This is a genomic window from Leptospira wolffii serovar Khorat str. Khorat-H2 (assembly GCF_000306115.2).
Classification (GTDB): Bacteria; Spirochaetota; Leptospiria; order Leptospirales; family Leptospiraceae; genus Leptospira_B; species Leptospira_B wolffii.
The window spans coordinates 875,636-889,085 of record NZ_AKWX02000004.1 but is presented as its reverse complement, the minus strand read 5'-3'; the positions used below and the strand labels follow the sequence as shown (position 1 = coordinate 889,085).

8 protein-coding genes are annotated in these 13,450 nt (G+C 41.3%); 3 read left to right on the top strand and 5 right to left on the bottom strand.

Annotated elements, in window-relative coordinates:
* Positions 1-49: 49 nt before the first annotated feature.
* Positions 50-556: a hypothetical protein gene (locus tag LEP1GSC061_RS04115; protein ID WP_016543612.1), complete on the top strand. Its 507-nt coding sequence runs from the start codon at positions 50-52 to the stop codon at positions 554-556.
* A 632-nt stretch (positions 557-1,188) separates the two neighbouring features.
* Positions 1,189-1,743: a hypothetical protein gene (locus tag LEP1GSC061_RS04105; RefSeq protein ID WP_016543809.1), complete on the top strand. Its 555-nt coding sequence runs from the start codon at positions 1,189-1,191 to the stop codon at positions 1,741-1,743.
* 84 nt (positions 1,744-1,827) lie between these two features.
* Here LEP1GSC061_RS04105 and LEP1GSC061_RS04100 read toward each other — a convergent pair whose 3' ends face one another.
* The 4 genes from LEP1GSC061_RS04100 to LEP1GSC061_RS04085 form a co-directional block, all read right to left on the bottom strand.
* A complete protein-coding gene (locus LEP1GSC061_RS04100; protein ID WP_016543309.1) occupies positions 1,828-3,807 on the bottom strand; it encodes a heavy metal translocating P-type ATPase in 1,980 nt (659 codons plus the stop codon).
* 59 nt (positions 3,808-3,866) lie between these two features.
* Entirely contained in the window at positions 3,867-6,971 is a 3,105-nt protein-coding gene (locus tag LEP1GSC061_RS04095; RefSeq protein ID WP_016544061.1) for an efflux RND transporter permease subunit, read from the bottom strand.
* The gene (locus tag LEP1GSC061_RS04090; protein ID WP_198014239.1) at positions 6,937-8,196 is read right to left on the bottom strand and encodes a TolC family protein; all 1,260 of its coding nucleotides are present in this window, start codon (positions 8,194-8,196) and stop codon (positions 6,937-6,939) included. The genes LEP1GSC061_RS04095 and LEP1GSC061_RS04090 overlap by 35 nt, the downstream gene beginning before the upstream one ends.
* Before the next feature lie 692 nt (positions 8,197-8,888).
* Positions 8,889-10,106, bottom strand: a complete 1,218-nt coding sequence (locus tag LEP1GSC061_RS04085) for an MFS transporter (RefSeq protein ID WP_016543709.1) — start codon at positions 10,104-10,106, stop codon at positions 8,889-8,891.
* Positions 10,107-10,254: 148 nt separating this feature from the next.
* Between LEP1GSC061_RS04085 and LEP1GSC061_RS04080 the strand changes: the two genes are divergently transcribed.
* Entirely contained in the window at positions 10,255-10,722 is a 468-nt protein-coding gene (locus tag LEP1GSC061_RS04080; protein WP_016543993.1) for a Dps family protein, read from the top strand.
* Positions 10,723-10,984: 262 nt separating this feature from the next.
* Here the strand turns inward: LEP1GSC061_RS04080 and LEP1GSC061_RS04075 are convergent, their stop codons facing one another.
* Positions 10,985-13,288: an IPT/TIG domain-containing protein gene (locus tag LEP1GSC061_RS04075; RefSeq protein ID WP_016543434.1), complete on the bottom strand. Its 2,304-nt coding sequence runs from the start codon at positions 13,286-13,288 to the stop codon at positions 10,985-10,987.
* Positions 13,289-13,450: the final 162 nt, after the last annotated feature.

Sequence of the window (13,450 nt, the reverse complement as noted above, 5' to 3'; positions counted from 1 at the left end):
TATAATTTTGGCTCCGACGCATATGTTCAACAGAATCACAGGCCATGCTATGGGAAAGGATTTCGGGCCTCATGGAGTGGCGAATTTCAGCCTAAACCAATTCACAACCTTAGGTTCAGGAAGATTGAAGATCAAAGGTAGCGTCGGTAGCTTTCTTGATCATACATTAGGGAAGTCTGGACTTGCCGGTTGGGCGGGTGATAGGCTTTCGCCGAATGGGTGGTTAAAGCCTATTATTAAAAATGAGGTGAAAGACGGAATAAGAGAAAATGCAAAGAAAAATATGATCGATTCTTTAAAGGAAATCTATCTTAATGCATATTTTTATAACAATGGAAATCTTACGGAAGAAGATAAAGAGAGAATGCAAAATGAATTTTCCAATTTCCTATTTTTGCATTTCTTGGCTCCTTCGGCAGCAAACTATGTGGCCGGGATAATATCTAACGATATAGTAAAAGTTTTTGTAGGCAGTTCGCATGGAGGCAGCATTTATGTTGGGTATAAATTCTATTTATACTATATTGGTTTGCAAAAGTTGAGAAATTCTTTGTAGATTGGAGGGGAAATGCTTTCTAAAGTCCTAATTTTCTATGCAACTAAAGCAAGAATAGTGAGAGCAAGCTTAGTTCTATTTGTAGCTTCCTCGAATATGTTGTGTAATGGCGACGTTGGGGGGAAGTTGGCAGATTCTTGCCCTGCCCTTAGCGTTCAGATCGTAGCGCTTTCTGGGTTTGTTGATGCTTCCGCAACTGAAGAGGAGAGGCGAAGTCGGCAAGATGCTCTTAATTCCTATCTTTTGAAATATATAAGTAAATGCCTTTAAGAGAACTTAATGTTTCATTTAGTATTCGGAAAATCATATATGCGGCTGTCTTTTTGTGTAAGGCTATAGTTAAAGTCGAAATGAACGCTTAGATAGCGCAAAGATGTCCGGGGAACGGCTCTTCCATTTAGATTTTGTATCGATTAAATTTTATATTATATGACTAGAAATTTCCTAAGAATCGGTTCTCTTCTTTTTGCTATCTCTCTATCTCTCGCTTGTCACCATCGGGAAAGTGAAAGAGTGATATCGTTGCAAGGGAAAAATGAGATCTCGAGCGAACTTGGAATCGATCTCTTTATTTTGACCTCGGTAGATGGTTGGACATAGATGTCCATCTTGTCGGGATGGATGTTCGCGATATGAATCTAAAGATGGATTATGAATTTTCAGTGGAAAATTCTGAATTTGAGTTGAGAATTCCGAAAACGGATTATGTCGGCAGAATCACAGGCCATGCTATGGGAAAGGATTTCGGGCCTCATGGAGTGGCGAATTTAAATATTGGTAAATCAATTCAAAGAGCTACTTTTGTCTCTCATGATCGCTTGCGTCGTTTCGAGAATCGTGAATTTGGGAATTGGCTCGAAAGATCATTCTTCATATCGCATGATCGGTGGAGAAAACTTGAAAATAGAGAACTTGGACGAATAGTAGGGTCGGAAAAAATTAGAAATTGGGTGAAAGATAATGTTAATACTGATCTCCTTATGAAATCCGGATTCTGTAGCGCAATGGAATTTACCGGTCTATGCGGGCAGAGATACGAATTGTATAAGCATAATTGCTCTGGAGTGAGAGATATTGTTCAGAAAGTGAATGATACTCTTGAACTCATTTTTGTTTTAATTCCGTTACTAAATAAGGAAGGCGCTTTGGCGTCTATCATCGGCAAAGACGCAGCTCAGGGTTATTAGTAGCACACCTATGTTAATCTCGGCGATTTCAGACTCCCAATCCGCAAATTCTATCGACAGTCTTGAAAAGCAAAATTTGCCAATTCAGGAGAAGCTTTTTCTCTGAATCCGAATAGAATTAAGAATCGCTAAGAAAGAAACTCCAACATCCGCAAAGACTGCTTCCCACATAGTTGCAAGCCCTCCTGCTCCCAGAATCAATACTATAACCTTGATGGCAAAGGTGAGAGCTATATTCTGCCAAACTATCTTTCTAGTTTCCCTACCTATCCGAATCATCATCGGGATCTTGGTTGGTTTATCGTCCTGTATTACGATATCCGAAATTTCAATTGTAGCATCACTTCCAAGTCCACCCATTGCGATCCCAACATCACTCGCCGCGGCGACTGGCGCATCATTTACACCATCCCCAACAAATGCAACAGACTCCATCTTAGCTTTTATTTCTTTTACTTTTTCAACCTTGTTTTCCGGCAAAAGATCTCCGAAAAAATTCTTAACACCAATCGATTCCGCAACTGAACGAACAACGGAAATCTTATCACCACTTAGGATCATAGTTCCAATATTCATTTGATGTAATTCATTTATCGCCTTACTAGAGTCTTCTTTGATTTTATCTGCTATGGTTAAATAACCCGCAAATATTCCGTTTATCGATATTGCGATTATGGTACTAGTAAAGATCGTAGGGTCAACGTCGTATTCGATTCTATTCCGATCTAATAATTTGAAATTTCCAACTAAAACTTCACTTCCACCTATTTTCGCCTTCATTCCGAAGCCAGGTATTTCTTCGGTATTGCTTAATTCCAAATCCTTATTCAAATTCCCTACATATTTGTGAATAGCGGTTGCGACAGGATGAGTAGACTTACTCTCTATTAAGTTTACATAATCTAAGACAATTTTTCTTCCAAATCCGGATCGAATAACTGCCTCCTGAACTTCGAATACGCCTTCCGTCAAGGTCCCTGTCTTATCCATTACAACGTTTTGAACGGAGGCCATAACATCCAAATAATTAGATCCTTTAACTAATATACCATTTCTGGATGCAGCACCAATCCCCCCAAAATATCCGAGTGGAATTGATATGACTAAGGCGCAAGGACATGAAATCACCAAAAAGACTAAGGCTCTATAAAACCAATCACTGAATATGTAATTCTCTAAAAAGAAATAAGGACCTCCGCAAATTCCCATCGCAAGAAACACAACGATCGGGGTGTAAATCTTAGCGAATTTACGAATGAATTTTTCTGTCGGAGCTTTTTGCGAGGCAGCCTCTTCCATTAATGTCAAAATTTTAGATAACTTACTGTCCTGATAGGCTGTGGTTATTTTAACTTCTATTACCGAAGTTAAATTAATCATTCCCGCAAGAACCGACTCACCTTTATATTTTGTATCAGGCTTACTTTCTCCGGTTAAGGCTGCCGTATTAAAACTTGCCGACTCTGATAAAAGTTCTCCATCTAAAGCCAGTTTTTCCCCTGGCTTTAACTGAAGCACTTCACCGATCAATGCTTCAGTAGCATTTCTCTCAAAGTAATCTTTACCTTTCACGATTAGAACTCTATCAGGTCTTTGGTCTAATAGATTCTTAATATTAAGTTTTGCTCTTTGTACTGATAAATTTTGAAAAATCTCTCCTACTGAATAAAATAACATTACAGCGACCCCTTCCGGATATTCACCCAGATAGAATGCTCCAATAGTTGCGATACCCATCAGAAGAAATTCGGTAAAAACTTCTCCTTTAATCAAGTTTTCATATGCTTCCTTAAGAACTGGTAATCCGACTGGTAAGTAGGCAAGCGCATAGAAAGCAAACCTACCCCAACCCTTTAAAAACATTTCAGGAAAGTAAGAATCGAATACAATTCCGATGCCCATAAGTATAAAAGAGAAAACTACCGGTAGAAAGATCCGGAAAGAACTGTCCTCCTCCCTCTTATTCTTAAGGGAATTCTCTTCATTTTTTACTACTGAAGATGGAGCAGATGAACAACAGTCATCTGCTTTTTCGTTTTCCTTTATTTCAATCTTCTTTCCCATCTTATAATTCCTTAACTATATTCAAATTTCTAAATATAAAAGTATTTAAAGAATCCATACTATTCCTTCTCTAACCAATAGTAAAATACAGGTAATATAATTAATGTTAAGATTGTAGAAGAAACGATTCCTCCGATCACTACCGTTGCCAAAGGTTTTTGCACCTCTGAACCAAGTCCTGAACCGAAAGCCATTGGCAAGAATCCAAAAGATGCAACTAGTGCAGTCATAATTACCGGTCTTATCCTACTTGTAGCTCCTTCCATAACAGCATCTTTGACTGTTACTTTTGGATTCTCTCTTAACCTATGAATTGTATCTAATTTCACCAACCCGTTTAACACAGCAATGCCTGATAAGGCGATAAAACCGACATATGCCGAGACACTTAAATCCATACCTCGGAAGAATAAAAACCATATCCCTCCAGTTAAAGCAAACGGCACACAGAAGAATACAAGGACAGCTTGCCGGAAAGATCCAAGCCCCATATATAAAACGACAAATATCATAAAGAGCGTTGAGGGAATGATGACCAAAAGTTTGGTTTTCGCACTTTCCAAATTCTTTATTTGTCCTCCCCAAAATACAGAATATCCTTGAGGTATTTGTAAAGAGCCGACCTTCTCCTTAGCCTCCTCGTAAAAGCTTTCCAAATCTCTACCTCTTAAATTTACCGAGACCGCAACGAAACGCCTAGCCTGATTCCTTGAAATTGTCATCACCCTTTCTGTCTTTTCAATAGATGACATCAATCTAATTGGAATCATTCCACCGTCTTCCGTTCCTACGTTAATATTAGCGATCTCAGATTCACGATTACGAAACTCTTCTGAAAGCCACATCTTTATCGGAAATCTTAGTTCTTCTTCGTAATAACCACCCACTTCAAAACCGCTCATGGCAGCCTCAACGGAGGTATTCAAAGATGGTAAAGGAACATCATAATAATTTAATTTAACAAGATCAGGAACGATATCGATTACTTTAGCTTTTCGAAGAGCCATGATAGGATCTAATTCGACTTCTTCAGCTCCCTTTATATTTTCTAAAGTATTCTTCAAGGATTCTTGCAATTCGAATAAAACATTTAGATCCTTACCTAGAATCCTAACACTTATATCCGCCCTGCTTCCTTCCATTAACTCATTGAATCTTGCCTCGAGGGGTTGGCTTAAAGTTAATTCTGATTCCGGAAATCGTTCTGATACAGTTGTATGTATCTTATCTAAGAATGCTTCCCACTTCTCTGTTTTCAATAGATCAGGTAAAGATTCCTTTTTTAAAATAATGAAAGTATCTGCATTAAACGGCCCCATTGGATCATTTGCAACGGAACTAGTCCCTATTCTCGAAAACACACTTTGTATTTCAGGCAATCCTAATAGTAACTTTTCTACTTCTTTCTGTTCTTTAATGCTTTCTTCGAGACTGATATTCCCTTCTCGAACAATCACGAGCATTAAATCGCCTTCTGTAAGTTTCGGTAGAAATACAGTTCCTAAGCGGGTATATAAAAGCCCTGTTAAAAGAAAGAAAAGTAAAGAAGATAGAACGATCATCTTAGGTCGTTCCAACATTTTTGGAAGAAAAGCTCTATACCAAGTTACGAACCGACTTTCTTTCTCCGCATGTCCTCCTTTATTATTAGGACTCATAAAGAAATAAAGTAACGGAGGAAGGAAGAAGATAGCTAAAATCAAACTAAATCCCAATGCCAAAAGAACTGTCTCCGCCATTGGTCGAAACATCTTCCCTGGAATCCCATCTAAACTTAGAATAGGAAGATAGACTAACATGATTACGATAATCCCGAAAGTCACAGGCTTTAAGACTTCGATCGAAGATTGAAATATGATCTGTCTTTTTTCTGCATTAGTAGAATAAGAATGTTTTTCAAATCTCGACAGAACACTTTCCGCAATTACAATGGATGCATCCACGAGTAGACCGAAATCTATTGCTCCTAAACTCATCAAGTTCGCTGAGATCCCGAAATATTTCATTCCCAGAGATGCCAATAACATTGATCCAGGAATAATAGAAGCTACTATGACTGCGGCTCTCCAGTTCCTTAGAATAAAGAAGAGAGTAATAATTACAAGGATCGCTCCTTCAGCTAAATTCTTTAGAACAGTATGAATCGTAGCGTTTATTAGAAAAGATCTCTCTAATAAAACTTGAACCTCAACGTCCTGAGGTAATGTTAACTTATGTACAGCTTGATTGAGGTCGTCGTTTATTTTATAACTATTTTCGCCTCGCAACATTAACGCGGTTCCAAGAACAATTTCTCTTCCACCTGCAGTTGCTCCTCCTAGCCTAAACCTTCCATGTTCATTTACATCCGCTATATCCGATAAACGTATTGCTCCACCACTTGCTGTCCTTTGTACAGGAATCTTTGCAATTTCTTGCACACGGCTCTTTACTCCGTTTGTTCTGACGATAGCAATTTCTTTCCCTTTAGAGATAATTCCACCGCTAAAGTTTTCTCCCAAAGTTGAAAGACTTGCGATTAACTTATCTATAGTAATTCCCCAACTGCTCATCTTAGAAGGAATTAAATCTATATGTATTTCTTTCTCATATCCCCCATTCGAATCTACTTCTACGATTCCTGGAACCAAGGACTTCAATTGAGGACGAACGATATAATCTTGAACCGTCCTTAAATATAGTAATTGCTTCTCTTCTTCTAATTTCTCCAATTCAGATCCTGGCTTTGCTTGAACAGAATAGAAGAAGATTTCACCTAGACCCGTTGAGTTAGGTGCTACTTCCGAAGAAACTCCAGGAGGAAGTTTATTCTTAGCACTCGAAATCCTTTCTAAAGCTAAAGTCCGAGCTAAATAAATATCCGTGCCTTCTTTAAAGATCAAAGTTAGACTTGATAATCCAAATTTAGAAACAGATCTTATATCGATCAGATTGGGTAATCCCATCAGTTCAGTTTCTAAAGGAAAGGTAACGAGCTTTTCTACTCTTTCCGGATCTAATGGTCCTGTATTAGTAGTAACAAGTACTTGGACATTCGTAATGTCCGGAACCGCATCTATCGGAACTTCTTTTAACTTAAAGAATGAATAAATAAAAAGAAATAATACTATCCCGATAGATAAGATTGAATTATTTAAAACCGTATTCAAAAGTCTGTTCAGCATTTTTTAATACTCCTATAATTTCTTTCTCGTTTGTCATATACAGAAGGCTCAAGAAAGCTTCCATATGCGTTAGCTGAGCGGTTAATACGGCGTGGTATGTCTCGTGAAGCTGGTTTTCCAATTCTAAGTAACTAAGAATTTGGATTCGCGACCTTGAGAATTCTGTATCCGCAAAATTCAAATCTCTCTCGATCTCTTTTAGTTTAGATAATTCGAATAATTTAATATTTACCTTGGATTTTTCGTAGTCCAAAGCAGCTTGCCTAAGATTCATCTTTATTAAGTTTTCTTGTTGAAGAAGGATATTAGATTTTGCATCCAGGTTCTTCTCCGCAGCACCGACTTTATTTTGGAATCGATCCCATACAGGGACTCTGAATTTTAAACCTATATCGAAGTAGCGGTTTGCAACGCCCGATCGGTCTTCACCGACCTGACCAACAACGGAGTAATCCGGATATTTTTCTAAGTTCGCTAACTTCAACTCAGTCCGGGCCTTTTCTAATTCACCTTTTGCCGCTAACATTAAAGGATTGCGATCGACTGCTTTCTTTTCCAATTCATTCTGATCGAAACGAATTCCATCTTTAAAAAACGGAAGAGATAAAACTGGAACAGAATCCAGCCTAAGATAGAAATTCATCGACTCGAAATTTTTTGAAGCTTCCAATTCCAAATCGTTAAAATGTTTCTTGAGAGCAAGAATCCTTGTCTCCAAAATGAATAAGTCGGTTTTAGATTGAGGAGTTACGAATGGTCTTGATCGAATATAGTTTTCAATCGTTGAAAGCCTTCTTAGCCTTTCTTTTACATGACTCCGATTTATATCGGCGGCCAAATACCGATATGCAAACTTAACCGCATTAAGCCGGACAGAATTTGTTGCTTCAGTAACCTGAACCTCTTTAATTCTTGAATCGTTATCTACTAAAAGCTGTTTTAGCTCTTTCCTTCCCGGATAATAAACAGGTTGTTCCACTTGCATGGAATATTCTGAACCTGATTCGTTAGCTGCTTTTCTTTGACCATAATCAACGGCGATAACAGGATTCTGCGTCATCCCTTCTTGCCTTTTTCTAAAATACAGGGATTCTAAATCGGAATTCAGAGAAAGAAGTAGCGGAGAGTTCTTCTCTGCCAACTCAACAATCTTATCTATCGTTATTCTTTCTGAGTCTTTTTTTACAGTCTGAGCAGAATTGCCCGGAACAGCAAAAAAAGCCATGAGAAGGATGAGCAGAGTATAAATAAAAATAATAATGAACTTAGGGAGATTATAATTTCTCCCCTTTGATACTTTGTACACGTATAACCTCCACGTTTAAAGCAAAGACTTTAAAAACGTGGATTATATAAGGATTCGTATGGTATTAATGTTTGAGACTGGATCGGAATAAAGATAGATTGGAACTATCGGATCAAATAAATTCGTAGCTACAATATCTATATTCAGTATTGAATCTACAAAAGATATATAAGAACTTAGGAAAGAAAGAAGAGCAAAAGAGTAAGCCAATTTCTCTTTATGAGAAAGATTTAAACTACCCATGTCCCATTCACAATGTGATTCCTCTTTAGGAGCAGACGATTCATGGCAAGAGCCTAAATCGTGCAGAGAGGCTGGCTCAGTAGATTTTGTTAAATCAAATTCGCAAATTGTATTACAGGTGGCTGCAAGAAAGCTAGCAGAGAAAAGCGACAAGCATACTAGAATTTTGTGCAAGCCCGTAATCATAACCCAAAAGTTAGACTTGCAGAAAGTTTGTAAAGATAAAATTTAACGAGCACTAAAGCTCACAAATACATCAATAATATACTTTCAATACAATGGAGATAATGAGAATTCAAAATCAAAAAAAGAAAAGAGATGTAGTTTGATTTGATAATATATCAATTTATCTGATTATTCTACTAAATCTAAGCGGAACCTTTTTCCCGCAGGTCCCCCCTTTCCAGCTTTAAAACCAATACTGCAATTCCTACGGCTCCGGCTACGGATGCACTAAATACGAATACGAAATTCGGTCCGACATTCTCCCAGGCCCATCCTGCAAATACGCTCGCCACGAGTAAACATATGCTCTGTAATCCTGCATAAGTTCCTAATGCGCTCGCTGCTTCGGAAGAAGGTATGGTATTGCTGATAAGCGCCTTGGCGACCCCTTCCGTCGCGGCGGAATACATTCCGTATAGGAAAAAAAGAATCACGAATTCGTAAAGTTCTTTCGCAGAGCCCATTCCTCCGTAAGAAACCGCGAAGAGGATCAGCCCCAGGGAGAGGATTCTCTTTAACCCGATCCTATCCGCTATGTATCCGAAAGGAAATGCGAAAAGAGCGTAGATTAGATTATAGAATATGTATACCGAAATCATGGATCGATCCGAGGAGAGGACTTGTTTTACTCTGAAAAGTAAAAATAGGTCCGAGCTGTTTGCGAGTGCGAACAATAATAACAAGAGTACGATGGTTTTGTATTTTTTGGGGCTACTTTTCCAATATACGAACATATCGAAGAAGCCGTTCTTTTCGCTAACAGGTTTCTCTTCCTTCGACTTTTCTTTTTCTCTTAGAAACCAGCTTAGACCCACAGTGCAGATTCCCGGAATCGCTGAAATTAGGAACAAAGAAGAATAGGAAAGCTCGAGCGTATCCATAAGGGCGAGTGCGAGTACAGGCCCGAGGATCGCTCCGCTCGTATCCATAGCCCTATGGATTCCGAAAATTCTCCCCTTGGTTTCCGGTGTCGCTTCGTCCGAGAGCAATGCGTCTCTCGCTCCGGTCCGGATGCCTTTTCCGAATCGGTCCAGGGTCCTTGCGAAGAAAATCCAACCTATGGATCGGAATGCTACGAGTAACGGCTTAGAGATTGCGCTCAACGCGTACCCGAGTTGTATGAAGGGAACTCTCTTGCCCGATGCGTCGCTCCATTTGCCGAAGCCTCCCTTGCTGAGTCCAGCCGTAGCCTCCGCGCAACCTTCCAAAAGCCCGATCCATCCGAAGGAATATCCTATGGACGATAGATAAAGTGGAAGAATGGGATAGAGCATTTCGGATGCAACGTCCGTGAAGAAGCTGATCCAGCAGAGGATCCAAACCTGTCGGGAAATGACCGGAATTTTAGAGGTTGGGTTCAAATGATAACTCTCGCGTTTTTGGCATTGAAAAATTGGTTTGGAAAAAAATAGAGAAAAGAAATTCTTTTCCGGTTAAGAAAGGTTTGCTTTTGTCTAAGGATTTAGAATCATTCTAAATTCTATAAACCATTTTTACCAGGAGGATTTTATGAAACCGAATATTGGAATTCCGGAAAAAGACCGAGAGGCGATCAACCAAGGTCTGCAAAAGCTCTTAGCCGACACCTATTTCTTATACTTAAAGACTCATAACTACCATTGGAACGTGACCGGTCCCTTGTTCAATACTCTCCATCTCATGTTCATGACCCAATACACCGAGCTTTGGAATGCTCTGGATTTGGTCGCGGAGAGAATTCGTTCTCTCGGTTATCCTGCTCCTGGTACCTACAAGGCGTTCTCCTCTTTGACTTCTTTGAAAGAAGAAGACGGAGTCCCGAAGGCGGAAGACATGCTCAAAAATCTGGTGGAAGGACACGAGGCCGTGATTCGCACCGCGAGAGCCATTCTCCCTTCCGCGGATTCCGGCGGAGACGAGGTGACCACGGATCTTCTGACCCAAAGATTGGAGATTCACGAGAAGACCGCTTGGATGCTTAGGAGTATGCTCGAGTAGCTTTGTTGTTCGCTGCGACAGGGATACGTAGGGCCTGTCCCGAGCCGGTTTACGAGATCGTATTATTTTAAAAAGAATGCGAGGGATGAGCGATTAGCGAACCCGGAGTAGCCCGGCCCCGAAGGGGGTCGCCCGAATGTCTATTATGGAAAAATGAAGTTCGGCATTAGAATATTCTAACGAAAAAGACGGAAGAGGTTTTAGCTTCTTCTTCGGGAGAACCCGGCCGACACCGGGCTCTCCTGCCGAACAAAAATGGAAGTTATAATGTGAGTATGTACTCCACCAGATCGTCGATCTCCCCGCTCGATTGGGTACACCATGGGTGAGGAGTTGCCGGTAGTCCGATCGGCTTGGAGGTTCCCAATTCGTCCGGTCCGTATTCCCTTCTCATCTTTTGGTAATCCCAGTAATACCATTGGGTATCCCATGGAACCGTTACGAAATATTTATGCCTCTCGATGAATCGATTCCTTTTGATTCCCGCGTCGTTGGTCGGTGATCTGAAAGCCCGGAACACGTCGCCTTTCCTGTTTTGAGGAGGATAAGGCTCCGGGAAATCCGGTCCGCCCAACGCGGGGGTTGCAGGAGCGTGCAACGTATAATATTGGTTATACAGAGCGGATCCTTCCACGCATCGATCCGGATTCACCAAGTCCTCCAGGTTTCTCACGTGTCCGTCGCTTAATAACCCTCTGTGCTGCACCCAATACATATCTCTTAGGAAGGTCGCACGAATGGATTGTTGCGCTCTTTGGTAGATTGTGGGAGCGAAGAATCTTCCTACTTCGTTTAGCTTGAACATTCTTTCGTTGGAATTCAATCCTACCTTATCGTTGTGACAAGAGCCACAATCTCTTTGGAAAGTCGCCTTTCCTCGATTCACAGCCGAGGTCACTCCGGGAATATTCTCCCATCCCGCTTGCACGAAGTTTCCTTCACCCGGATCCCCTCCGACTTGAGGAACCAGTTTGCCTTTGGATTTCAGCCAACGATAGACTCCCACTTGTCTTAGAGGTCGGTCGTATTGGTCCAACTTCGTCATATATGCCGTAAGAGCCTGCAGTTCCTTCTGGTGCATGGACCCGGTGGCTCCGTCCGGTTCTTCCGAATGGATGTAGGAACCTTCGAATCCCACATAGGATTCCGTGTGGGAGAGGGATCTTCTCACACCCATATAATTGGTAACGTTCGGGATAGCGATAGGAGAGAATTGGTAATCGTTGTCCGTTTCGCTTCCTTCTCCCTTGATTCGTATGAGTGCGTGTTCTCCCGCTCCTTGAGGCATAACGTAGATGAGCATGGTCTTATCCACGTCTTTGGAACCGGAGTCGAATACCGGTCCAGGTTCGTTCTCCTTGATTCCTTTGAAATCTCCTAGTAGGGACCATTTCATGGACCATTTCGGGTTAGGAAGTCCTGGAATCACGCGAGTGACCGAATTTCCGGGAGAAGCTTCGAATGTGATTCTGTATCCGTGACAGGACGCGCAGTTGAATCCGATCCATTCTCCTTTTCCGGTATAAGGATGAGAAGCTTCCGCATAACGATATCCCGCCCATCCGCTGTTTCTCGTATTTCCTTTGAAGAGTTGGTCCCCTCCCAGATATCCCGGGATCGGAGTGGGTTGCGGATAAGGATCAAAATATACATTATCCGTAGCCGCTGTAGGAACTTCTCCTGCAACCGTTTTATACGCTCCGAAGAGCAGAAGAGGATCCGCGGTATATCCGGTAACCGGATCCGTCGCCTGGTAATTGAAGATCTTTTTCCAATCTAGGTTTCGGATGGCGTGTGCGACTCCGATATTGAAATCGTAGGACCAGAATACCTTTTCTCCGAGTGCCAATAAGGAAGCGAAGCCGGGGTTATTCACGTTAACGGGAAGAGGATCGGTGCCTTTCGCATCGCTCAAGAGGGAAACAACGTCGCATTTGTGTTTGAAATCCTCGTCCGTGATTCTTCTGGTCTGTGCATCGATTACGTTATGAGGTTGCCCGGGTCTGAGTAAGGAATCGTTATATCCGAGTCTTTTCTGTACCTGCACGATGATCGGACCGGAGCTTACATGTTCCGGAACCTTGAATTGGATCTGAGTATCCGTCCAGGAGAGAATGTATTTACTCCAGCTATCATGTACCTCGTCGACTTCGAAGTTGACTTGCTTGGTGATGTCCAATCTTTGCTCGAACATTCTCAGATCCGTTTCCAGGATCCTTGTGTTTCCGATCATGATTTTGGAATAATCCACATCCGGTCCGGCTCCGAAACCGGTACCTTTGAGTGTTATCGTTTGTCCCGGACTCAGCGTGGGAGTCGGGTAAGCCGGTCCGTCTGTGACGACTTGCCAGGCAAGGTTTCCGTTAATCAAAACGGATTGTAGAACAGGCTGGGGGAATACGGATGCGGAAATCGCACGGATACCCTCCCGAACCGGATCGAATTTACATATTTCCTCTTGGTCCGGGAATTCCGTAAAGATTCCTACGGGACATCCCGCGGCCAATACGCCAAGCCCGACCAACGCGTACTGCAGATATTTCTTAGCAGTACCTAACTTTTGCATTTCCATTTTCCGCTCCTAGTCCGGAAGGTCAGAATGATTCCGGATGAGATCTGTGTGAGGAGAATATATCGAAAATAAGAGACGGTCGTCCGAGAGATAGAATTCGAACGTTCGAGTTTCGTTATTCGAACAGTTGTTTCAAAAAGCAAACTTATAAAATAA